A 22,348-nucleotide genomic window follows, 5' to 3' on the forward strand; every position below is an offset into this window, starting at 1 on the left:
TCCCTCGCAAGGCATTGGAATTGTTGAGGAATATACCATAGATTACGTCCCGGCGCAAGAAAAAAATTGCAAATAATCTAATGATTTAAACTATTTGTCGGATCTTCTCTTTTTGCGGTGGCATCATCAGTTGACCCCGATGGGAACGATCATCGAGGGAGACCTGGATAAAATTTTCCTGTTGTTGCGGCAAATGCACGAGTCGCCTTTCGTCGCCGGCGCGGGTCGGGTATCGACACTGATCAAGATCGACGACCGCCGGGATCGGGATGAACACACCATGGTCAGCAAAATTCGCTCCGTGACCAGTAAACTGGAGCAGGATTAACCGAGCCTGCGAGCATCATTTCTCTTCCTTTTTTCTCCTTGACAGGGGGCCGGGCTTTTTGTTATCAATACCGGGCCTTAGGCGGCACCTGTAAAAAAATCGGCCCCGTCGCCAAGTGGTAAGGCAGAGGTCTGCAAAACCTCCATCACCCGTTCAAATCGGGTCGGGGCCTCCATCATCGTGAAAAGAGCCGGTCCTTATGGGCCTGGCTCTTTTTTTATTTTCGAGGGTAGGCATGTCTCTGTTTTCTCCCCAAGTACTGCTTCTTTTCGCTCTCACCGGTTCCCTGGCCGGGCTGCTGGCCGGGCTGCTCGGCATCGGCGGCGGCATCATCCTAGTTCCCCTTTTCCTCTGGACCTTCGAATTCGTAAACTTTCCCGCCGAGATCGTCGTACATGCAGCCTTCGGCACCAGCCTGTGCGTCATCATCCCCTCTGCCGTGAGCAGCGCCCTGGGGCATCGCCGGCGGGGCAATGTCCAGTGGCACCAGGTCCTGCGCATGGCCGTCGGCGGCATCGGCGGGTCGCTACTCGGTGCCTCATTTGCCGCCTCGCTTTCCGGGGACTGGCTGAAAATACTGTTCGGGATAATGCAGATTCTCGCGGCAGTGAAAATGTTTTTTTCCAATCCACGTCTGTTTCCCGAAGAAAAGGATTCCCACTCTTGGGGCCGGCTGTTGTTCATTGGTCTGGTCGGCGGGCTCTTTTCGGCCTTTTTTGGATCCGGTGGCGGCTTCATCGTGGTGCCGCTGATGCTGATGCTGCTGCACATGCCGATTCATCTCGCGGTGGGTAATTCCAGCGCCTTGATTGCCATTTCTGCGGCTTTCGGGGTGCTGACCTATATCTATCATGGCTGGAACCATCCTCTGCTGCCCGCCCATTCCCTGGGGTATGTGAATCTGCTTGCCGCTGGGCTGGTCTTTCCGTTCACCATGCTCTTCGCCCGTCTTGGGGTTCGCCTTGCCGTACGCTTCAGCCACGCTAGACTGGTAAAGATCTTCGCGCTGATGCTGCTGGTGATCGGGACGCGCATGATCATCACGACCCTCAATTCCTGATCCGGGAGGTACCTATGCTGAGACATCCCGCCGTGGCCGGTCAATTCTATCCCGAAAACGCCCAGTCCCTGCGCCGCCTGATTCAGGAGTATTGCCCCCCGGCCGATGAAAAGACCGCGGCCCTGGGAGTCATGGTGCCCCACGCCGGGTATGTCTATTCAGGGGCGATCGCCGGGGCTGTCTTTTCCCGGGTGCGGATTCCTTCACGAGTACTTCTGCTTGGCCCCAACCATCACGGGTTGGGAAGGCGGGCGGCGCTCTTTCCGTCGGGAAGTTGGCTGACCCCCCTGGGAGAGGCCGTTATCGACGAGGAACTCGGTGCGGAACTAATGACGGCCTGCCCGTTGCTGGAGGCGGATGCCCGGGCGCATCTGGCGGAACACTCGCTGGAGGTGCAACTGCCCTTTCTGCAGGTGCTTGCGCCCGATTGCCACATTGTTCCCCTTTGTTTGGGCCATCTTCCCCTTGCTGAACTGCTCGAACTCGGTGCCGGTCTGGCCCAGGTATTGAGTCGGCATTCAGGCGAGGTGCTGATGGTCGTCAGCTCGGATATGACCCATTACGAAGCGGGATCCGTCGCCCGGGAAAAAGATCGGCACGCCCTGCAGCAAATCGCCGCCCTTGATCCCGAAGGACTCTATCGCACGGTACGGAGCGAGAACATCAGCATGTGCGGGGTTTTGCCGATGGTGACGATGCTGGCGGCGGCCCGACTCTTGGGCGCCAGGGAGGCGACCCTGATCCGCTACGGCAACTCCGGCGACATCACTGGCGATCAATCCTCGGTGGTCGGCTATGCCGGAGTGGTCATCACCTAAACCGGAACATCACCCATGCCCCTTGTCAATCCCCCGGGGATGCAGTATAAAATCGGGCTCGCTTTCGGCGGGCTCGAATTTTTTACCCTTTTTTCAGCACCGAACAACAGGAGAGTTTGATGTCGGATTTACGTCTTCGTTTCGCGCCCAGCCCCACCGGCTATCTGCATATCGGCGGCGCCCGCACCGCGCTTTTCAACTATCTGCTGGCGAAGAAAGAGCGGGGAACCTTCATCTTGCGCATTGAGGATACAGACGTCGCCCGCTCCACCCAGGAATCGGTCGATGCCATTCTTCAAGCCATGGCTTGGCTGGGATTGAGTTACGATGAAGGGCCCTATTACCAGTCTGATCGCTTCGATCTTTACAAAGCCAAGGTGCAAGAGTTGCTCGACAAGGGGTTGGCTTATCGCTGCTATTGCACTCAGGAGGAACTCGACGCTAAGCGGGAAGCCGCCCTGAAAAGCGGCGGCAAACCCAAATACGACGGCACCTGTCGTGAGCGCAGCCAGGCTGCCGCGCCGAATGCGCCCTTCGTGGTTCGCTTCAAGTCCCCCCATGAGGGGGAGACGACTTTTGTCGACCGGATCAAGGGCCCGATCACCTTTCGTAACGAAGAACTGGACGACATCATTATCCAGCGCAGTGACGGCACCCCGACCTATAACTTCGTGGTAGTGGTGGATGACGCGGAAATGGGGATCAATCTGATCATTCGCGGCGACGATCATGTCAACAATACCCCCCGACAGATTCCGATGTACACCGCCCTCGGCTATCAGATTCCCGAGTTTGCCCATGTGCCAATGATTCTCGGCGCCGACAAAAGCCGCTTGTCCAAGCGGCACGGTGCGACCTCGGTGATGGCCTACCAGGAACAGGGCTATCTTCCCGAGGCGCTGGTCAATTATCTGGCACGGCTGGGCTGGTCTCACGGTGATCAGGAGATTTTCTCCATGGAGGAACTGATCGAGAAGTTCTCCCTAGAGCAGGTCGGCCGTGCTGCCGGGGTCTTCAACCCGGACAAGCTGCTCTGGCTCAATGCTCACTACATCAAGACCGGCGACCCCGTGCGCCTGGCATCCCTGTTGACTGAATTTCTTGCCAAACTGGGACTCGCCACGGAGAACGGGCCGGACTTGTCGGCGGTGGTGAAAACCTTGCAGGAGCGGGCCCGGACCCTGGTGGAGATGGCCGAAGGCGCCGCCTTTTATTACAAGTCCGAGGTGGAGTACGACGAAGATGCGGTCGCCAAATTTCTAACGGCTGACAAGCACGAACCTATCGCCGCGCTTCTCCGGAATCTGGAAGCCTGTGACAGCTGGAATCATGACGGTATTATGGCCGCATTTCAGAAGGTCACCGAAGAAACCGGTCTCAAACTCGGCAAGTTCGGGCCTGCGGTACGGGTGGCACTGGTTGGAGGAACCACCAGTCCCGGAATCCACGAAGTCGTTGAGGTTCTTGGCCGGGAACGGGTTCTGACGAGATTGCGTCAGGCTCTCGATCTTTTGCGGTAAGGCGAGACCGGGTCGCGGCCGGTGAAAGGGGGCGGCCGCGACCTCGATGAATTTTTTAACCTATTGTATTTAAAAATGTTTTTAACGTCATCTGGGCTCGGAGAGATGTCCTGAAAAAATTCTATTGACAATGTTATTAGAAGTGGTAATTTCCACCCGCTTTACATGATTTTCCCCTTTTTATAGACCCTTGAAGCAGGCGATGATCACCAGCGGACCACTTCAAAAAATTTTTGCCATCGTGCTGCTGTTCGCAATTGTCGCCATGCGTCTGAGTAGCGTCAGCTACGTCGAGTTCGTCGTTCCGGTGCAGGATGTCATCGCCAAGGTTGCCGTCATCCTCGATGGCGACTACAAACCGCAAACAGCCCATTACAAAGTCAAGGGGCAAGGACTGGACCTTCCCGTTCCTTGCGCCGATTTCGTCCTGGCCGAAAACCTTCAGGTGTCGCGCTTGGTCTATTCTCCCCCGCCGGAACTTGCCCTTCCTGAAGGCCATACTCGAATTTTCATTCCTCCCGCCTAGATCTTTTGCTCCCCGCCCGGGGAAAGACCATCCCCCTTTTCGTTTTGCGTGATAAATGATGCCGGCGTCGGTGTCGTTCGTGTTTTTTATCGTGTTTTTCATGCCGTCTGTCTGTGCGGCGGTTCAATCAACCTCATTGGAAAGGTCACAAAACAATGCAAAAGAAAGTTCTCTGCTCGGCCGTGATGATCGCTTGTTGCGCATTTGCTTTCGGTTGTGCCAAGAAAACCCAGGTCGCCGAAAACCTCGAAACTCCCGCCGCTGTCGCTGCACCTGTCGCTTCGGCTTCGGCGGACACGTCTTCCCGCCAGTCTTCGGCGAGCGATCTTCGCGTCGGTAACGCCCAGATGGGGATGAATACCGTTCACTTCGAGTTCGATAGCTATGTCCTTTCGGAAGAGTCGAAGGAGATTCTTCGCCAGAACGCCCAGTGGATGAAGGCCAACCCCGGCGCCAATATCGTCATTGAAGGTCATTGCGACGAGCGTGGTTCCGACGAGTACAACATGGCCCTGGGTGAAAACCGCGCCCGTGCCGCCAGCAACTACCTGGTTTCTCTCGGTGTTGCTCCGGAAAGCCTGCGCATCGTCAGCTACGGTGAAGAAAAACCGGTGGCCATGGGCGCGAACGAAGCCGCCTGGGCTCAGAACCGCCGCGCCGAATTCAAGTAAGTCGTCTCGATTATCGGTCTTGAACGAAAAAAACGCCCGGTGGAAATCCACCGGGCGTTTTTTTCGTAGACCTGTCTCCAATCAGCCGAGAATCTGTTTGAGATCTTCCTCGGCGGTGGTGATGGGGCCGATGTTGAAGTTTTCGACCAGAAAGTTGAGCACATTCGGAGTGATAAAAGCCGGCAGGCTCGGTCCCAGCTTGATGTTTTTGATTCCCAGGTGGAGTAGGGTCAGGAGAATGGCTACTGCCTTCTGCTCGTACCAGGAGAGGATCATTGACAGGGGCAGGTCGTTGACGCCGCAGTTGAAAGCTTTTGACAGGGCAACGGCGATCTGGATGGCGCTGTAGGCGTCGTTGCACTGGCCGATGTCGAGCAGGCGGGGAATGCCGCCGATGTCGCCGAAGTCGAGCTTGTTAAAGCGATACTTGCCGCAGGCCAAGGTCAGGATGATGGTGTCCTTGGGCGCCTTCACGGCGAAATCGGTGTAGTAGTTGCGTCCCGACTTGGCACCGTCGCAGCCGCCGATCAGGAAAAAGTGCTTGATCTGCCCGGCCTTGACCGCCTCGATGACCTTGTCGGCCACACCGAGAACGGCGTTATGGCCGAAACCGGTGAGAATCTCTTTTCCCGGAGCCTCGGGGAAGCCTTCGCACTCCTGAGCCTTCTTGATGACGGCGGAGAAGTCCCAACCGTCGATGTGCGTGACGTCGGGCCATTGCACCAGACCCCAGGTGAAGAGGCGGTCTTTATAGTTGTCGGCGGGACGCTGGATGCAGTTGGTGTTGAAGATGATCGCGCCGGGGAAGTTGACGAATTCCTTCGCCTGATCCTGCCAGGCGCCGCCGAAGTTGCCGACCAGGTGGGCGTACTTCTTCAGTCCGGGATAGCCGTGGGCGGGGAGCATCTCGCCGTGGGTGTAGATGTTGATCCCTTTGCCCTCAGTCTGCTTGAGCAGCTCTTCAAGCATCTTCAGGTCGTGACCGGAGACGAGAATCGCCTTGCCCGCCTTGGTTCCAAGCTGTACCGGGGTCGGCACCGGGTGACCGTAAGTGTCGGTGTGAACCTTGTCGAGCAACTCCATGGTAACCAGGTTGATGCGACCACACTCCATGGCGAGATTAACGAAATCCATCAGGCCGAGGTTCTTGTCGAGGGTGGCGGCGAGGGCCTTGTGGGTGAAGGCGTAGATTTCGTCATTTTCGGCGCCGAGAATCAGGGCATGATCGGCGTAAGCCGCGTAACCCTTCATACCGTAGATCAGGGTCTCCTGCATCGACTTGACATCGGGATCAACTCCGTTGCTCTTGACCCCATGCGCTTCGCCCTGCTTGATCAGCTCATCCGTGGTGCCGGCAGGCTGCCATTGCGCCGCCTCGGGAATGGCGCCGGTCACGGAACCGGCCAGATTTTTTGCCTTGGTCAGCAGGGGGCCGCACTTGCGCAGAATCTTGACGATGGCTTCGGGATCGAAGTCGACGTTGGTGATGGTGGTAAAGAGGCCTTCGTGCATGAAACGATCGATTTCAGCATCTTTCTTCCCGGCCTTGCGCGCTTCATTGGCCCAAAAGGCGACGCCCTTGAGACCGAAGATCAGCAGATCCTGCAGAGCCGCGACATCCGGCTTCTTGCCGCAGACGCCGATTTTGGTGCAGCCGCCGTTTGCGGCCTGTTCACACTGGTAACAAAACATGGGGATGTTCCTTTCTGTTGAAGTTGGGGTTTGCTCCTTGTTCGATAAACCGAGCCAATCGAGAATGCCCATAATGTCCGCTCCTTGCTGTTGCCGGTTGAAAATCAGATTAGAATCCGCGAATATGGCGTTGTTCCATGTATAATCTTCACGTTAGTCGTGATGAATGGACCTTAGCAAAACCCTGCTGCAACCCCCTTGACCGAGGTCAAAAACCTTTTTTTTATTGAAGGATTTTTCATGCCCCAGTTCTGGCTGATGAAATCGGAACCGCACTGCTTCTCCTTCGACGATCTGCTGCGTGCTCCTGATCGGACCAGCCCTTGGGACGGGGTACGAAACTATCAGGCCCGCAATTTTTTGCGTGATGAGGTTCGTGTTGGCGACGGGGTTCTTTTTTATCACAGCAATGTTCCCGATCCGGCCATTGTCGGCGTAGCGAGGGTGGTACGACCAGGCTATCCCGACGATACGGCTCTGAATCCGGAAAGCGATCATTTCGACCCTCGTTCCAGCGTTGCCAACCCCATCTGGTATATGGTCGATGTTCAGGCTCTCCAGTCCTTTTCTTGTCCGGTTACCCGCCAGGTCATGAAAGACCATCCCCGGCTTTCCGACCTGGGCGTACTGAAGCGGGGCAACCGCCTCTCGGTGCTCCCCGTCGAAAAGAGACATTGGTCCGTACTTCTAGAGTTGGGAGGTCTTTCCCCGGCCGTGATCGAAAGGTTTCTGCAATCTTCCGGAGAAAATAATGACTCGACCCGTTAAGTGGCTTGGATTTCTTTTCGCTTTTCTGGTTCTTTTCGCTGTCGGTCTGACGGTCTTGGTGAAAACCCTGATGACTCCTGAACGCATCAAGGCGCGCATATTGCCGCTGGCGGAACAGACCCTGGGTCGCGAGGTGCGTCTGGGGGGCGTGGAAATCGGGCTGTTCAGCGGTATTCGCCTCGACGCCGTGCAGGTGCTGGCGAAAGAGGGGAACGATCCCCTTCTCCAGGCCGATCAGGCGGTGTTGCGCTATCGCTTCTGGCCTTTGTTGCAGGGACGGGTGGAGGTAGACGAGGTGCGCCTCGAGACGCCTCGCATCACCCTGATCCGCCAGGCCGATGGACAGTTCAACATCTCCGATTTGTTTCAGCCCCAAGACGACGCCGCCTTGCGAAGCGAACCCGTCGCCCCGCCGGACGACGCCGGGGGGGCAAAGAACGGGCTCGATCTGCTCATTTCCTCATGCGTGATCAACGGCGGGGAATTCACTTTTGTCGATCAGCGGATCAACGCCCAGGCGCCTTATCGTTATCAGATCAGCAACCTGGATGTCGAAGCCACGGAAATTTCCTCCGGACGGGAATTCCCCTTCACCGTCAAGGCGCGGCTCAACGGCGCGGAGTTTTTCATCGACGGCAAAGCCGATGTCCATGGTCGGTCAGGAGCGGCCGCCATCCGCCTCGACAATCTTGATCTGACCGCTTTTCTTCCCTATTTTCGCGACGAGATTCCCGGGCACCTCGGTTCGCTCAAACTCGATCTTGACCTGACCTTCGCTAATCGTAACCGGGATCTTGTCGGCAAAGGCAAGGTCGTTTTGCGCGACATCGCGATCAATCTCAATGCCCTGCCCAAAGTACCGATCTCCAAGGCCCGGATGGCCGTCGATTACGACCTCCTCTACGATACCGCCGCCAGCAGGCTTGCACTCAACAGCCTGCGGGCCGACCTCAACGGTATTCCTCTGGAACTGCGGGGAGAGGTGGCCGGGCTCGATCAATCCCCCCGCTTGGATCTGGACGTTAGTCTGAATGAACTGGAACTGCGTTCGGCGCTGAATGCCCTTCCCGATGGCCTGGTGACGTCGCTCCGGGAGCTTGATCCGGCCGGCTTTGTAACCGCGCGGGTGACTCTCGCCGGACCCGTCGACAGGCCGATGGATCTGATCAAACACGGGGATTTCCAGCTGACCAACCTTCAGGGCTCCGTGGGCGCGGTACGGCCGCTACTGAATGGCCGAATCACCATGGAAGAAAAGGAGCTGTCGGCGGAAAATCTTCAACTCCTCCTAGGCGAAGATGCGGCTTCCATCAATTTCCGGATCCCCGATATTTTCGCCGATCCGATCGCCGTTACCAGTTCGGTTTCCGCCGAGCGCTTTCAGGTCGATCCTCTGCTCATCAAGAAAGAATCTCCTGTGCCTTCCGGAGGACAAGGGGACCTGCTCCCTGCGGTTCCGCCGCCGACCGTTTCCGAAGAGGTTGGACCCTTTGATTTGCCGCTGCGGGCTGAGGGCGAGATGCGCGTCAAACAGGCTCTTTATCAGGGGATGACCATTGATGATCTGCTTTTGCGTTATCATCTGGCTGACAATCTGCTGACGATTGAGACCCTCTCCGGTCAACTTGCCGGAGGCGCCTTCAAACAATCGGGGACCGTCGATTTGAGTCGTAAGGGGTTGGCCTATGAGGGGCGCATCGAGCTTTCCAGTCTTTCCATCGACGCCCTCACCCGGCTATTCGCTCCCCGTGCCCAGGGGACGGTGCTCGGTGCGCTCTCCCTCGCTACCGACTTCAAGGGCCGAGGGAGTCGCGTCGCGACCCTGCGCGATCAACTCACCGCCGAAGGTGAGTTCTCTTTCGTCAATGGCCGTCTGACCGCCACCCCTCTGACCCGGGGCTTCGCCGAAATTCTCCGTCTTGATGAATTGAACGAACTGACTTTCCGCAACGGCTCGGGAAATTACCGGATTCGTCAGGGACGGCTGCAGCTCAACAGCCGCATGAACGGTCAGGATCTGCAGCTCGCGCCGACCGGAGAGATCGGTCTGGACGGAACTCTTGCTCTCGATCTGGGGGCGCGACTCTCCCCCGGGCTGAGCGCCAGACTCGACAAAAAAGGAAAGATCGCCGGGTACTTCAGCGATGATCAGGGGTGGGCCCGGCTTCCTCTGAAATTGGCCGGGTCGTTCGATCAGCCCCGCTTCGATTTCGATTCCACGGCACTCAAAAAGCAAGCGGGAGCGGAATTGCAACGGAAACTTGAAGAAAAGGTCTTCAAGAAGCTCGATGCATCGGGGGTGGGCAAAGAACAGGCCGAGCCGGCAAAACAGCTGATGCGGGATGCCCTGCAGGGGTTGTTCGGCCGTTAACGAATCGTATCCATCCTGCGCTTTTCCCAGGATGGACGTCACGGGTGTTTGCCCTTCCCAAGAAGAATGAGAGGATTATGACGGAACAAGAAGGAGTCATTCAGTATCGTCTTTCCCATCAGCCGGAGCCCCCGCTTCCGATGGCCGCAGTCGCCGAACTCATCGCCTGGCGTCGCATCCTTCACCGTCTCGATCTGATCGGGGAAGACCCCCAGCGTTACGGCGGCTTCGGCTTTGGCAACCTGAGTGTTCGACTGCCGAGCACAGGCGCCGCGCGTTATCCCTTTCTGGTCAGCGGCACCCAGACTGGCGCCTTGGCCGAACTGGGGCCGGAGCATTTCGTCACTGTCCTTGAGTGGCTTCCCCGGGAAAACCAAATCGTTTCTAAAGGCCCCGTCCACCCCTCTTCGGAAGCGATGACCCATGCCGGTATCTACACCCTAGATCAGCGTATCCGGGCGGTCATTCACGTCCATTCCCCCCACATCTGGCAGGCTGCCCGCTGGCTCGACCTGCCCACCACCCCGGCCGCTGCCGGTTGTGGTACGCCGGCCATGGCCCAGGCGGTTCGCGAGCTTCTCGCCCGGCGTGAACAGCGTCGGCGTCGGGTTTTCGTCATGCTCGGCCACGAAGACGGCGTCGTCGCTTTCGGTCCCTCTCTTTCCCAGGCTGGCTGCGCCTTGCTGAATGCCTTGGCCGATGCCTATCGGACGGTCTGAGCAGCACTACGGGTGGTGCCTTTTTCTTCTATACATAAATTATTTTTAGTGTATTTTGGTTCAGATTGTTCAGCTTTCCTGGTCGAAGACTGACGGTTTCGAGTCCTTGATTCATTCATCCGCTTTTCCCGCACGCTCCTGGAACGTTCAATGTCCGAGAAACAGACTCTTTCCGGCGCCATCCCCCTGCCGGGATATCTGGGCAAGTATTTTCTCTTCTTCATCTGCATCTGGACGCTGCTGATCGCCGCCTCCCTGGTCTGGACCGCCCATACCTCCAGAGAGAACATGGAACAGCTGGCCTTGGTGCAGGCCCGTACCCTCTCCGCCAAGGACGTTCTCTACCGCCGCTGGGGCTCGATTTATGGCGGCGTCTATGTCAATCTCGCCACCGGAATCGAACCTAATCCCCTGCTCGGCGACTTGCCTGCCCGGGACATCCGTACCGAATCGGGGGAAACCCTGACCCTGATCAACCCCGAATACATGAGCCGGATGGTTTATGCCTTGGAAGACCCCCGTTTGGGAGTGAAAACCGGCATGACCAGCACCCGCCCCCGGAACCCGGACAACCGGCCCGATGAGTGGGAGAGTGCTGCTCTCGGGCTGTTGCAGGCGGGAGAACCGGACGTTTCCACCGTTGAAACCCGTGCCGAAGGACGGGTGCTGCGTCTTATGACCCCGCTTAAGGGGGAAGAGGGATGTCTGCAATGTCACGAAAAACACGGCTGCGCCCGTGGCGAAATCTGCGGAGGCCTTACCGTCGTCGTGCCGCTGAAACCTTATGAAGAGCAGGCCTGGATCGAACTCTATAATCAGGGCTTCAATCATGCTCTGATCTGGCTTTTCGGGCTGCTGGCCATCGCTCTTGGTTTTCGTCAGTACGTCGCATCGGAACGCACCCGTCTGCGCATGCAGAACGACCTGATCGCCGCTTCCCGGGCGGCGGAAGCGGCCAACCGGGCCAAGGGGGAGTTCCTCGCCAACATGAGCCACGAGGTGCGCACGCCGATGAACGCCATCATCGGCATGACCGAACTGGCTCTCGACGGAGACCTGAGCCCGCATCAGAAGGATTGCCTGGAGACAGTCAAGTTTTCAGCGGAGTCCCTTCTCGGCTTGCTCAACGACATCCTCGATTTTTCGAAGATCGAGGCGGGCATGCTGGAGTTTGAATCCGTCTCTTTCTGCCTCGCGGAGAGTGTGGAAACGGCGGTGCGCAGTCTGGCCGTCGCCGCCCATAAAAAAAATCTTGAACTGCTCTTCAGTGTATCTCCGGAGATCCCCGAGAACCTGGTCGGCGACCCCTTGCGCCTGCGCCAGATCCTGCTCAATCTGCTGAGTAATGCGGTGAAATTCACCGAACGGGGGGAAGTGATGCTGCGGGTCGAGTCCGTTGCGTCCGTTGCGAACGGCTGCCGTCTGCGTTTTTCCGTCAGCGATACCGGGATCGGCATTTCCGAAAGCGCCCAAGAACGCCTGTTCAGAAATTTCAGTCAGGCCGATGTTTCCACTAGTCGCAAATACGGCGGAACCGGGCTCGGGCTGGCCATCAGCAAGGCCTTGGTCGAAGGGATGGGGGGTGCCATTTCCCTGACGAGCACGCAAGGGCAGGGGAGTACGTTCATCGTCGAGCTCCCCTTTGCCGTCACCGGGGAAGGCGTTTTGGTTTCCGAACAGGTTCTATCCGGATACAAACTGCTGGTGGTGGACGACCATGCCGCCGGTGCCGCCCTCCTGGTCGAGGGTCTTCGCCGTTTGGGGGCGGAAAGTCAGGCCTGCGCGGCGGGGGATGAAGCCATCCAGATCCTGCATGAAGCCCGCCATCGCCGGCAACCCTTCGCCGCCGTGATTCTCGATGGGGATATGCCGGGGATGGACGGCGTGACGACGGCGTCCATCATTCGTGAGCATCTCGATGAGCGGATTCCGATTCTGCTTCTTTTGACAACCGTCGACTCCGGACGACAGATCGCCCGCCTGCATGAGGCCGGGTTGCGGGATTACCTGCTGAAGCCGGTGTCGGTCCGGCAGATTCTTGCGGCGTTGACCGACTGTCTTGCTCGCCGGATGCGGGGCGAGGCCGTCTCCGCATCCGGCGAGGAGTTAGAGCCCCCCCCCCCGGCGAAAAGTGCGGAAGCCGGTTATCAACTGCTGCTGGCCGAGGATAATGCCTTCAATCAGAAGTTGGCCCTGGCCCTGGCGCGCAAGAAAAACTGGAATCTGACCTTGGTCAGCGATGGACAGGCCGCCGTCGATGCCGTTGCTCAAAGGGACTTCGATTTGATTCTCATGGATGTGCAGATGCCCGAGGTCGACGGGTTGCAGGCGACGCGGGCCATTCGCCGGATGGGCGAGGAGCGGGGACGGTATATCCCGGTCGTCGGCATGACCGCCCAAGCCATGACAGGGGATCGGGAGCGCTGCCTGGCCGCGGGGATGGATGAATACCTCGCCAAGCCGATCCGTCCCGAAGTCTTTTATGAAGTGGTGGAGCATTTTCTGCGGCAAGCCGTCGCTTCCGACGAGGGGCACGAAGGCCGCAAGACCGGTGCTGGAAAACGGGAAGCGGAAAAAGCCAATCTGCTCGCCGACATGGCTCGGGAATTCCTTCGGGATTTCCCCGAAACGCTGGAAAATCTGGGACGCAGCAAGGCGCGAGGGGATCGTCGGGAATTGGAGATGCTTGCCCACAACCTCAAATCGGTGGTCGGCTTTTTCCAGGCCGAAGAGGCCATGGCCCTGGCCCGGCAACTGGAAATTTGCGCCCGGGAAGATCGCCTGGCCGATGCAGAAAATCTCTTCGCCGCACTGGAAGAGTCCCTGAGAAATCTGCGGGAAGAACTAATCAACCGTTATCGCCTGGCAGGCTGAGCCCAGTGCAGAAAGAACAATGAGACGAAGACCGGTTTACCGCCGGCCATGAGATTCGCGCCGGAGTAATGTCCGGCGCGAATGAAATTTCTGGTGAAAGGACTTTCGTTCTTCAGTTCGCAACCGGCATTCAAGAGTTCTCCTCTTCCGCTCGCCGTGGCGGCTCCGCTATGGGAATCCGAGCCTCGACGGCGAAACGCTTGATCTTCCGGGTCGTCGTTTTGGGGAATTCATCCTCACGCAGAGTAAATTTTTTCACTCGTTTGTAGTCCGCCAGTCGTTTCCCCGCCGTCATCACTTCCCGCCGGAAAAGCTCCTCGACCTCCGCTTGACTCAAAGCCGACTCACCGCGCGCTCGCGCCAAGCCGTCTAGGGCCTCCGCGTCGGGATAGATGAGGGCATGCACTTCCTCGGCACTGGCGGAGAGTTTGTGGCCATAGACCATCGCTTCGGCGATGTAAGGGCTTTTCAGGAGTTCCAGTTCGACCTCTTCGGGATAAACATTCTTGCCGTTAGGAGTGACGATCAGGTTGCGGACCCGGCCGCGAATACTCAGATAACCGTCGCCGTCGAGGGAGCCGAGATCGCCGGTGCGATACCAGCCATCGGTCAGCACTTCGGCGGTCGCCTCGGGGTTGTTGTAATAACCGCGCATGACGTTCGGTCCGCGCACAAGAATTTCGCCCACCCCTTCGTTGTCGGGCTGGTCAATTCTGATCTGCACGTCGCGCAGGGGCACCCCGACCGTGCCGATGCGCGGGGCATCAGGGGGTTCGGCGCAGATGACCGGCGCCGTTTCGGTGATGCCGTAGCCCTGCACCAGCTTGAGCCCCAGACTTTGAAACCCCCGGGCGATTTCCGGGTCGAGGGCGGCGCCGCCACTGATAAAGAGGGTCTTGTGGCCGAAGGTTTTGCGGACTTTGGCGGCGACCAGGGATCGGGTGAGGGGAAGGGCGAAGAGGGTGCGGGAAAGGGGGTTACCCTGGATGTTTTTCATGATTCGGTCGTAGAAGATCCGGTAGAGGGCAGGGACGCCGAGAAAGCAGGTCGGCTTGATTTCGGTCAGGTTGTCTCCAAGTTTCTTTAGGGATTCGGCGAAGGAGACGCAGCCCCCTAGGGAGAGGGGCAGAAGGATACCGCAGACCTGCTCGAAGACGTGATTGATCGGCAGGAAAGAGAGCGTATGGGTGTCGGCGTCGAGGTGAAAGAGTTCCGCTGCCGAGCGGATGTTGGAGACGATGTTGCCATGGCTGAGCATCGCTCCCTTGGAGCGCCCGGTGGTGCCGGAGGTGTAGAGGATGACGGCAGTTTTCTCGGGTGGGATTTCCGGCGCGACGGCCGGCGATGCGTTCAGCAGTTCGTCGAAGGTGAGCAGGCACGAGTCCTGGGGGGGGATGCGCTTGTTGCAGAAGGGGGGGATACGGTCTTTTCTCAACAAAGGCCGATCCATTCCCGGGGGGTGGGGAGCGAGCAGGCAGTAGACACGGTTCGCCAGATTTTCCATGACTTGGCCGCGGGCTTCGGGCAGATCAAGATCCCGGCGCAACCGTTGCCATTCGTCGAGCAGGGCATCCAAGGCCCGGGCCAGCTCCCGTTGTGGCCGGGAATCATCGGGAAGGGTTTCGAGTAGGACAATCCGCTCCAGGCGGGGCAGACTCTCCCGCAACTCCGCCAGGGTTTCCAGATAATTCGACGTGGTGAAAACCAGTTCGGCGTCGCTGTCCGCTAGGACATGACGCAGTTCTCCCGTTTTGAGCTCTTTGTCCACCGGAACCACCACCCCCTCGGCGTGGAGGACGGCGAGGTAGGCCAGAATCCAACGGGGCGAGGAGGGGGCGAGGAGGGCGGCGTGCGCCCCGGGGGCAAAACCCTGCTTCCGCAATCCGGAGGCAAGAGATTCCACCCGCTTCCACAGTTCGGCATAGGAAAGCCCCACCCAGATGCCGGATACCTTTTCCCGCAGGGCGACTCGATCTCCGTGAATCCGGCAGCTTTCAGCGATGAGAGAGACAATACTGTTCACGGCGCTTGACGACTCCAGGTTGGTTTTTGTTTCGGAATGTGAATCATGTCGGTTGGCCGGGGCCAAGGCAAGGATAAAACATCTCCTCTTGCAGTGAAAATTGTCCGGAGCGGGCAGGGGGAAGCCCCGCTCTTTTTCACCCGCATTTGTACTTTACAAAGACGAACCGATTCACTATGTTATGGGATTGCGTCTTTAATCCCAACATCAAGCCAAAAAGGGCCTGCATGGATCAGAAGTATATCCGAAATTTTTCCATTATCGCCCATATCGACCACGGCAAATCGACCCTTGCCGACCGTCTTCTCGAAACCACCGGCGCCTTGACCGACCGGGAAAAGACCGATCAGTTCCTCGACAAGATGGAACTGGAGCGGGAGCGCGGCATCACCATCAAGGCCCAGGCGGTGCGCCTCAATTACCGGGCCGACGACGGCCATGATTATGTTCTCAACCTCATCGATACCCCGGGGCATGTGGACTTCACCTACGAGGTCAGCCGTTCCCTAACCGCCTGCGAAGGGGCGCTGCTGGTGGTCGACGCTTCCCAGGGGGTTGAGGCGCAAACTCTGGCCAATGTCTACTTGGCCATCGACCAGAATCTGGAAGTCTTTCCCGTGCTCAACAAAATCGACCTGCCCAGCGCCGATGCCAAGGCGGTCAAGGCCGAGATTGAGGAGATCATCGGCCTGGATACCGCCGACGCCGTGGAGGCAAGCGCCAAGGAAGGGATCGGCATCCACGAAATCCTCGAAGCGGTGGTCAAGAAGATTCCTTTTCCCAAGGGCAATCCCGACACACCGCTCAAGGCGCTGATTTTTGATTCCTGGTACGACTCCTATCAGGGGGTCATCATCCTCGTGCGGATCTTCGACGGCTGCCTCAAAAAGGGGGACAAGATCCAGCTCATGGCCAACAAAAAGAGCTATGAGGTCTTGAAGGTCGGGGTCTTCGCTCCCCATCCCGTGGAGATGACGGAACTTGCCGCAGGCGAGGTCGGTTTTCTCATCGCCGGGATCAAGGTCGTGCAGGATGCCAAGGTCGGCGACACGATCACCCATCTGCACCGCCCCGCCGCCGCACCGTTGCCTGGCTTCAAGGAAGTGAAGCCGATGGTCTTTTCCGGGCTCTATCCCATCGACACCGGCGAATACGACGCCCTACGCGATGCCCTGGAAAAGCTGCGCCTCAACGACAGTTCCTTTTCCTTCGAACCGGAAAATTCCCTGGCCCTCGGTTTCGGTTTCCGCTGCGGTTTCCTCGGCCTGCTGCATATGGAGATCATCCAGGAACGTCTGGAGCGGGAATTCGGCGTCGAGCTCATCACCACCGCGCCGACCGTCGTTTACAAAGTGACCACGGTCAAGGGGGAACACCTGCGAGTGGAAAGCGCCAACAAACTCCCCGAGGTCCAGCATATCGAACGAATCGAAGAGCCCTTCATCCTCGCTTCGATTCATGTGCCCAACGAATTCGTCGGCATGGTTCTGGCCCTGTGCGAGGAAAAGCGCGGTGTGCAGCGGGAGATCAAATACCTGACCGCCAACCGGGTCATGGTCGTCTACGAACTGCCGTTAAACGAGATCGTCCTCGATTTTTACGACCGGCTCAAGTCGATCACCCGCGGCTATGCCTCCTTCGACTACGAGCAACTCGATTACCGCGAAAGCGCCTTGGTCCGTCTCAACGTTCTGATCAACGGCGATCTGGTCGACGCCCTCTCCCTCATTGTCCATCGCGACAAGGCCCAGTACCGGGGCCGGGATCTGGTTGCGAAGATGAAAGAGTTCATTCCCCGTCAGCAGTTCGAGGTGGCCATCCAGGCCGCTATCGGTAGTAAGGTCATCGCCCGCGAGACGGTCAAGGCCCTGCGCAAAGACGTTACCGCCAAGTGTTACGGCGGCGACATCACCCGAAAACGGAAACTGCTGGAAAAACAGAAGGAAGGCAAGAAGCGCATGAAGCAGGTTGGCAATGTCGAACTGCCTCAGGAAGCTTTTCTCGCTATCCTCAAGGTGAAAGAGCAGAAATAATGTCGAAAACCGAAACTCCCTCCTCGGCACCGGCGACCGTCAAGAAACCCTGGTATCGGGAATACGCCGAGGCCCTCTTCGTTGCCGCCATCCTGGCCCTGATCATTCGCACCTTCGTGGTCCAGGCCTTCAAGATTCCTTCCGGCTCTATGGAAGACACCTTGCTGATCGGCGACCACCTGCTCGTCAACAAGTTCCTTTACGGCATGCAGGTGCCCTTTGCCGACGGCCGCTATCTGACCATCCGCGAACCTGAGCGAGGGGATGTGATCGTCTTCGAATTCCCCGAAGACGAAGGGAAAAACTTTTTCCAGCGTCGCGATTTCATCAAACGCATCGTCGGCCTCCCCGGCGACACGGTGGAAGTCCGGGACAAGGAAGTCCTGGTCAATGGCGAGCCCTTTCATATCCCCCAGGAAATCCATAAAGAGAACAATATCGTTCCTTCCGGTTTCGGCCCCCGCGACTTCATGCCCGCCGTGACGGTTCCCAAGGGGCACTATTTCGTCATGGGGGATAACCGTGACCGTTCTTATGACAGTCGTTTCTGGGGTTTTGTCGAAGAGTCGAAGATCAAGGGACTGGCCTTCATCAAATACTGGTCCTGGGATTCCCAGGCCGATTGGCTTCACAAGATCCGCTGGAACCGCCTCGGCCGTCCCATCGAGTAGTTTTCTCTCACGCATTTTCCGTTGACTTGACAGATTTTATGTTGCTATAGTTCCGTCCAAATTCGACGTATCCCTTTAACGTTAATCCCGAGAGATTAGCAAGGGTGGCAAAGATGCAGAAAATCCAGCTCCGGAATTCGTACCCCCATACCTTTTCGCCCACCGGCGGGAAGGTATTTTTTTTGCCGCAACCACGAACCAAAGGAGATTCGGGCATGGCCAGCAATGAAACGGTGATTCTCGACAGCGCCGGCATCGGTCGCGCACTCACCCGGATTGCGCACGAGATTCTCGAACGCAACAAGGGGACGGAAGGGCTCGTTCTGATCGGCATCCGCAGCGGCGGCGACCATCTGGCGCGCATCCTCGGGCAGCGGATCACCCAGATCGAGGGGGAAAAAATCCCCTTGGGAACCATCGACATCACCATGTATCGAGACGACCTCGGCTCCCGCGGCAGCCTGCCCCTCGGCAAGACCGAAATCCCTTTCCCCCTCGACGGCCGCAAGGTCGTGCTGATCGATGACGTCCTCTTCACCGGCCGCACCATCCGCGCCGCCATGGACGCCCTTGTCGATATCGGCCGGCCGAAAAACATCCAGCTGGCCACCCTCATCGACCGGGGGCACCGGGAACTGCCGATCCGCGCCGATTATGTCGGGCGCAACGTGCCGACCTCCCGCGAGGAGAAAATTCTCGTCGAGTTCGCCGCCGACAACAACCCGGTCGAAGTCCGTCTCGTCAAACCCTAACACCCCATCAGGGAGGCCCCCATGTCTTTCCGCCATAAGCACATCCTTGGCACGGAACAGCTCTCCAGAGAAGACATCGAACTGATTCTCGATACCGCCGAAAGCCTCAGGGAAATCAATAGCCGTGAAATCAAGAAGGTGCCGACTTTGCGGGGCAAGACCATCGTCAACCTCTTCTATGAAGCCAGCACCCGCACCCGCACTTCCTTCGAAATCGCCGGTAAACGCCTTTCCGCCGATACCATCAATATGACCGCCTCCACTTCCTCAGTGACCAAGGGCGAGACCCTGGAGGATACGGCCAAAAACATTCAGGCGATGAAGCCCGATATCATCGTCATGCGCCATTCCGCCTCCGGCGCTCCGCACTATCTGGCCCAACGCGTTGACTGCTCGATCATCAACGCCGGCGACGGCGCGCACGAACATCCCAGCCAGGCTCTTCTCGACCTGCTCACCATTCGCCAGCGCAAAGGCAGACTCGAAGGTTTGACTGTCGCCATCGTCGGCGACATCACCCACAGCCGGGTGGCTCGTTCCGACCTCTACGCCATGACCAAGATGGGGATGAAGGTTCGGTTCTGCGGCCCCGGAACCATGGTTCCACCGGGGATCGAGCGTCTCGGCGCCGAGGTCTTCACCGACATGGACGACGCGGTGCGCGACGCCGATGTCGTTATGATGCTGCGCATCCAGCTGGAGCGCCAGGGCAAAACCCTACTCCCAACCTTGCGCGAATATGCCCGCCTTTACGGCCTCAACCCGGCGCGCTTGGCCTTGGCCAAGTCTGACGTCATCGTCATGCATCCCGGCCCTTTGAATCGCGGGGTGGAAATTTCCTCCTATGTGGCCAACGGCAGCCGGAGCGTCATTCTCAACCAGGTGGAAAACGGTGTGGCGGTGCGCATGGCCCTGCTCTATCTGGTGGCCGGCGGCGATCATTCGGAAGCTTGAACTAAATCATCGTTTTTTTTGATAGAGAGGTGACGGATATGAGCATTCTTATCAAAGGCGGCCGGGTCATCGACCCGGCGAACGGCATCGACGATACCCTCGACCTGCTGATCCAGGAAGGATGCATTGCCCAGGTCGGCAAGAACCTGAACGCCGCCGGCGCCGAAGTCATCGACGCCGCCGGACTGCTGGTGACCCCAGGATTGATCGACATGCACGTGCATTTGCGTGATCCCGGCCAGGAATACAAGGAGGACATCGTCTCCGGTACGAAAGCGGCGGTGGCCGGCGGTTTCACCTCGGTGGCCTGCATGCCGAACACCAACCCGATCAACGACAACAAGGCGGTCACCCGCTACATCGTCGAGAAGGCGAAGGCGGAAGGGGTAGCCAACGTCTTTCCCATCGGCAGCATCACTAAGGGGCTTAAAGGCGAAACCCTCAGTGAGATGGGGGATCTCAAGGACGCCGGCTGCGTCGCCTTGTCCGACGACGGCAGGCCGGTGAGCGACGGCGAGATCATGCGCCGCGCCTTCGAATATGCCAAACCCTTCAACCTGCCGCTGATCTCCCATGCCGAGGATCTTTCCCTGATCGGCGAGGGGGTGATGAATGACGGCTTCGTCGCCACCGAACTCGGGCTCAAAGGCGTTCCCTGGGTCGCCGAGGATGCCGCCACCGCCCGTGACGTGATGCTGGCTGAATTCACCGGCGCCCGTCTCCATGTCGCCCACGTTTCCACCAAGGGCTCAGTGGAGATCGTCCGTGCCGCCAAGAAGCGGGGGGTCAAGGTGACCTGCGAGGCGACTCCCCATCACTTCACTCTGACCGAGGAAGCGGTGCGTGGTTACGACACCAACGCCAAGATGAATCCGCCGTTGCGCACCGCCGAGGATGTGGCCGCCCTGCGCCAGGGGCTGGCCGACGGCACTGTCGACGCCATCGCCACCGATCATGCGCCTCATCATCTCGACGAAAAGAATGTCGAGTTCAACGTCGCCCTGAACGGCATTGTCGGTCTCGAAACCGCCCTGCCGCTGAGTCTGGCCCTAGTTCGCGACGGCGTCTTTTCCCTCGTCGACATGGTGACCAAACTGACCGTCGCTCCCGCGCGGATTCTTGGCATCCCGCGTGGCACGCTGAGCGTCGGCGTCGTCGCCGACGTGACCCTGATCGACCCGGAATTGAAATGGACGGTTGAAGCCGCCAAACTCCATTCGAAAAGCAAGAATACGCCTTTTAACGGCTGGAACATCCAGGGCGCGGCGGTTCGCACCATCGTCGGTGGCAAAGTCGTCTATCAGCGTTAAGTCCCAGCTTATCAGCGCCCGTCGAAACGCCATCGGTGGCGTTTCGACGGGCATCCGCCCATCACAAGGAGCCCCACGCATAATGAAAGCCATTCTGGCCCTGGCCGACGGCCGGGTTTTCCACGGAAAATCCTTCGGCGCCACCGGCGAAGTCACCGGTGAAGTGGTCTTCAACACCAGCATGACCGGCTATCAGGAGATTCTCACCGATCCCTCCTATCGCGGCGAGATCGTCACCATGACCTATCCGATGATCGGCAACTGCGGCATCAACCCCGAGGATGTGGAATCCTCCCGCCCGCATCTGGCCGGTTTCGTGGTCAAAGAATGCCACGAAGTGCCGAGCAACTGGCGCGCGCGCATGAGCCTCGACGCCTATCTCAAGGAGAACGGCATCATCGGCATCCAGGGGATCGACACCCGGGCGCTGGTTCGGCACATCCGTGACCACGGCGCCCAAACCGGCATTATCTCTTCCGTCGATATAAATCCCGAGAGTCTGGTGGCGAAAGCGCGCCAGGCGCCGTCCATCGTCGGCCGCGACCTGGTGCGGGAAGTGACCTGCGACGCGCCCTATCACTGGGAAGAAGGGCTGTGGGAGCTGGGCCGGGGCTATGCGCGCCCCGAGACGCCGCCGCGCTTCAAGGTCGTGGCCTACGATTTCGGTATCAAGCGCAACATCCTGCGCAACCTGGTCAGTCTCGGTTGTGATGTCACCGTCGTCCCCGCCTTCACCCCGGCGGAAGAGGTGTTGGCGATGGATCCGGACGGGGTTTTTCTCAGCAACGGACCCGGTGACCCCGAGCCGATCCGTTATGCCCAGGAAAACATCCGGAAGATTCTCGGCAAGAAGCCGATTTTCGGGATCTGCCTCGGCCATCAACTGCTCAGTCTGGCTCTCGGCGGCCGCACCTACAAGCTCAAGTTCGGCCATCGTGGCGGCAACCAGCCGGTCTTACAGGGGGAAAAGCACGCCGTGGAGATCACTTCGCAGAATCACGGCTTCGCCGTCGATGCTGCCTCCATCACTGACAGCGCCGTCCAGACCCACGTCAATCTCAACGACAGCACCGTCGAGGGGATCTGCCACCGGAGCGTCCCGGCCTTCTCCGTTCAGTACCACCCCGAGGCTTCCCCCGGCCCCCACGACGCCCGCTATCTCTTCGACCGCTTCATCGCGATGATGGAGCAGGAAAAACAGGGAAAAGGATCCAGGATAAAGGAAAAAGGTCTTTAGCATGTCTTTTGTCCTTTGTCC

Annotated in this window: 17 protein-coding genes, 1 tRNA gene and 1 pseudogene; 17 read left to right on the plus strand and 2 right to left on the minus strand. The window is 58.6% G+C overall.

What is annotated here, in order from left to right; all coding sequences use genetic code 11:
- Nucleotides 1-124 precede the first annotated feature (124 nt).
- The 7 genes and pseudogenes from RBR25_RS11245 to pal form a co-directional block, all read left to right on the plus strand.
- Nucleotides 125-328, plus strand: a pseudogene (locus tag RBR25_RS11245) (MTH1187 family thiamine-binding protein); the annotation flags it as partial.
- Nucleotides 329-429: 101 nt separating this feature from the next.
- A tRNA-Cys gene (locus RBR25_RS11250) sits at nucleotides 430-503 on the plus strand.
- A 60-nt stretch (nucleotides 504-563) separates the two neighbouring features.
- Nucleotides 564-1,388 (plus strand): sulfite exporter TauE/SafE family protein, encoded by an 825-nt coding sequence (locus tag RBR25_RS11255; protein ID WP_432819647.1) that lies wholly within the window; start codon nucleotides 564-566, stop codon nucleotides 1,386-1,388.
- A 14-nt stretch (nucleotides 1,389-1,402) separates the two neighbouring features.
- Nucleotides 1,403-2,206: an AmmeMemoRadiSam system protein B gene (gene amrB / locus RBR25_RS11260; protein ID WP_432819648.1), complete on the plus strand. Its 804-nt coding sequence runs from the start codon at nucleotides 1,403-1,405 to the stop codon at nucleotides 2,204-2,206.
- A 119-nt stretch (nucleotides 2,207-2,325) separates the two neighbouring features.
- Nucleotides 2,326-3,726, plus strand: coding sequence for a glutamate--tRNA ligase (gltX, locus tag RBR25_RS11265; protein WP_432819649.1), 1,401 nt, complete (start codon nucleotides 2,326-2,328; stop codon nucleotides 3,724-3,726).
- 202 nt (nucleotides 3,727-3,928) lie between these two features.
- Nucleotides 3,929-4,252, plus strand: coding sequence for a hypothetical protein (locus RBR25_RS11270; protein ID WP_432819650.1), 324 nt, complete (start codon nucleotides 3,929-3,931; stop codon nucleotides 4,250-4,252).
- A 155-nt stretch (nucleotides 4,253-4,407) separates the two neighbouring features.
- Nucleotides 4,408-4,923, plus strand: a complete 516-nt coding sequence (pal, locus tag RBR25_RS11275; RefSeq protein ID WP_432819651.1) for a peptidoglycan-associated lipoprotein Pal — start codon at nucleotides 4,408-4,410, stop codon at nucleotides 4,921-4,923.
- Nucleotides 4,924-5,004: 81 nt separating this feature from the next.
- On the opposite strand, the gene hcp is transcribed toward pal, so the two are convergent.
- A complete protein-coding gene (hcp, locus tag RBR25_RS11280; protein ID WP_432819652.1) occupies nucleotides 5,005-6,615 on the minus strand; it encodes a hydroxylamine reductase in 1,611 nt (536 codons plus the stop codon).
- Nucleotides 6,616-6,855: 240 nt separating this feature from the next.
- Here hcp and RBR25_RS11285 point away from each other — a divergent pair, with 240 nt between their 5' ends.
- The 4 genes from RBR25_RS11285 (at nucleotide 6,856) to RBR25_RS11300 (ending at nucleotide 13,347) form a co-directional block, all read left to right on the plus strand.
- Nucleotides 6,856-7,383 carry an EVE domain-containing protein gene (locus RBR25_RS11285; RefSeq protein WP_432819653.1) on the plus strand — a complete coding sequence of 176 codons (528 nt, stop codon included), beginning with the start codon at nucleotides 6,856-6,858 and terminating at the stop codon, nucleotides 7,381-7,383.
- The gene (locus RBR25_RS11290; RefSeq protein WP_432819654.1) at nucleotides 7,367-9,754 is read left to right on the plus strand and encodes an AsmA family protein; all 2,388 of its coding nucleotides are present in this window, start codon (nucleotides 7,367-7,369) and stop codon (nucleotides 9,752-9,754) included. Before RBR25_RS11285 ends, RBR25_RS11290 begins: the two co-directional genes overlap by 17 nt.
- Nucleotides 9,755-9,831: 77 nt before the next feature.
- The gene (locus RBR25_RS11295; RefSeq protein ID WP_432819655.1) at nucleotides 9,832-10,473 is read left to right on the plus strand and encodes a class II aldolase/adducin family protein; all 642 of its coding nucleotides are present in this window, start codon (nucleotides 9,832-9,834) and stop codon (nucleotides 10,471-10,473) included.
- 150 nt (nucleotides 10,474-10,623) lie between these two features.
- On the plus strand, nucleotides 10,624-13,347 hold the full coding sequence (locus tag RBR25_RS11300) for a response regulator (protein ID WP_432819656.1): 2,724 nt from the start codon (nucleotides 10,624-10,626) through the stop codon (nucleotides 13,345-13,347).
- Between the two features lie 130 nt (nucleotides 13,348-13,477).
- Here RBR25_RS11300 and RBR25_RS11305 read toward each other — a convergent pair whose 3' ends face one another.
- A complete protein-coding gene (locus tag RBR25_RS11305; protein WP_432819657.1) occupies nucleotides 13,478-15,370 on the minus strand; it encodes an AMP-dependent synthetase/ligase in 1,893 nt (630 codons plus the stop codon).
- 227 nt (nucleotides 15,371-15,597) lie between these two features.
- Between RBR25_RS11305 and lepA the strand changes: the two genes are divergently transcribed.
- The 6 genes from lepA (at nucleotide 15,598) to carA (ending at nucleotide 22,327) form a co-directional block, all read left to right on the plus strand.
- Entirely contained in the window at nucleotides 15,598-17,403 is a 1,806-nt protein-coding gene (gene lepA / locus RBR25_RS11310) for a translation elongation factor 4 (protein WP_432819658.1), read from the plus strand.
- The gene (gene lepB, locus RBR25_RS11315; protein WP_432819659.1) at nucleotides 17,403-18,074 is read left to right on the plus strand and encodes a signal peptidase I; all 672 of its coding nucleotides are present in this window, start codon (nucleotides 17,403-17,405) and stop codon (nucleotides 18,072-18,074) included. The genes lepA and lepB overlap by 1 nt, the downstream gene beginning before the upstream one ends.
- Before the next feature lie 215 nt (nucleotides 18,075-18,289).
- On the plus strand, nucleotides 18,290-18,826 hold the full coding sequence (gene pyrR, locus RBR25_RS11320) for a bifunctional pyr operon transcriptional regulator/uracil phosphoribosyltransferase PyrR (RefSeq protein ID WP_432819660.1): 537 nt from the start codon (nucleotides 18,290-18,292) through the stop codon (nucleotides 18,824-18,826).
- Nucleotides 18,827-18,847: 21 nt separating this feature from the next.
- Entirely contained in the window at nucleotides 18,848-19,780 is a 933-nt protein-coding gene (locus RBR25_RS11325) for an aspartate carbamoyltransferase catalytic subunit (RefSeq protein ID WP_432819661.1), read from the plus strand.
- A gap of 38 nt (nucleotides 19,781-19,818) precedes the next feature.
- Nucleotides 19,819-21,090, plus strand: a complete 1,272-nt coding sequence (locus RBR25_RS11330) for a dihydroorotase (RefSeq protein WP_432819662.1) — start codon at nucleotides 19,819-19,821, stop codon at nucleotides 21,088-21,090.
- An 82-nt stretch (nucleotides 21,091-21,172) separates the two neighbouring features.
- Nucleotides 21,173-22,327, plus strand: coding sequence for a glutamine-hydrolyzing carbamoyl-phosphate synthase small subunit (gene carA / locus RBR25_RS11335; RefSeq protein WP_432819663.1), 1,155 nt, complete (start codon nucleotides 21,173-21,175; stop codon nucleotides 22,325-22,327).
- Nucleotides 22,328-22,348 lie beyond the last annotated feature (21 nt).

Source organism: Trichloromonas sp., from assembly GCF_034006665.1.
Lineage (GTDB): Bacteria > Desulfobacterota > Desulfuromonadia > Desulfuromonadales > Trichloromonadaceae > Trichloromonas.

What these genes read in the sequence shown, in the direction of transcription:
- RBR25_RS11255 (WP_432819647.1), top strand. Translation starts at nt 564, where the DNA reads ATGTCTCTGTTTTCTCCCCAAGTACTGCTTCTTTTCGCTCTCACCGGT.
- amrB (WP_432819648.1), top strand. Translation starts at nt 1,403, where the DNA reads ATGCTGAGACATCCCGCCGTGGCCGGTCAATTCTATCCCGAAAACGCC.
- gltX (WP_432819649.1), top strand. Translation starts at nt 2,326, where the DNA reads ATGTCGGATTTACGTCTTCGTTTCGCGCCCAGCCCCACCGGCTATCTG.
- RBR25_RS11270 (WP_432819650.1), top strand. Translation starts at nt 3,929, where the DNA reads ATGATCACCAGCGGACCACTTCAAAAAATTTTTGCCATCGTGCTGCTG.
- pal (WP_432819651.1), top strand. Translation starts at nt 4,408, where the DNA reads ATGCAAAAGAAAGTTCTCTGCTCGGCCGTGATGATCGCTTGTTGCGCA.
- hcp (WP_432819652.1), bottom strand. Translation starts at nt 6,615, where the DNA reads ATGTTTTGTTACCAGTGTGAACAGGCCGCAAACGGCGGCTGCACCAAA.
- RBR25_RS11285 (WP_432819653.1), top strand. Translation starts at nt 6,856, where the DNA reads ATGCCCCAGTTCTGGCTGATGAAATCGGAACCGCACTGCTTCTCCTTC.
- RBR25_RS11290 (WP_432819654.1), top strand. Translation starts at nt 7,367, where the DNA reads ATGACTCGACCCGTTAAGTGGCTTGGATTTCTTTTCGCTTTTCTGGTT.
- RBR25_RS11295 (WP_432819655.1), top strand. Translation starts at nt 9,832, where the DNA reads ATGACGGAACAAGAAGGAGTCATTCAGTATCGTCTTTCCCATCAGCCG.
- RBR25_RS11300 (WP_432819656.1), top strand. Translation starts at nt 10,624, where the DNA reads ATGTCCGAGAAACAGACTCTTTCCGGCGCCATCCCCCTGCCGGGATAT.
- lepA (WP_432819658.1), top strand. Translation starts at nt 15,598, where the DNA reads ATGGATCAGAAGTATATCCGAAATTTTTCCATTATCGCCCATATCGAC.
- lepB (WP_432819659.1), top strand. Translation starts at nt 17,403, where the DNA reads ATGTCGAAAACCGAAACTCCCTCCTCGGCACCGGCGACCGTCAAGAAA.
- pyrR (WP_432819660.1), top strand. Translation starts at nt 18,290, where the DNA reads ATGGCCAGCAATGAAACGGTGATTCTCGACAGCGCCGGCATCGGTCGC.
- RBR25_RS11325 (WP_432819661.1), top strand. Translation starts at nt 18,848, where the DNA reads ATGTCTTTCCGCCATAAGCACATCCTTGGCACGGAACAGCTCTCCAGA.
- RBR25_RS11330 (WP_432819662.1), top strand. Translation starts at nt 19,819, where the DNA reads ATGAGCATTCTTATCAAAGGCGGCCGGGTCATCGACCCGGCGAACGGC.
- carA (WP_432819663.1), top strand. Translation starts at nt 21,173, where the DNA reads ATGAAAGCCATTCTGGCCCTGGCCGACGGCCGGGTTTTCCACGGAAAA.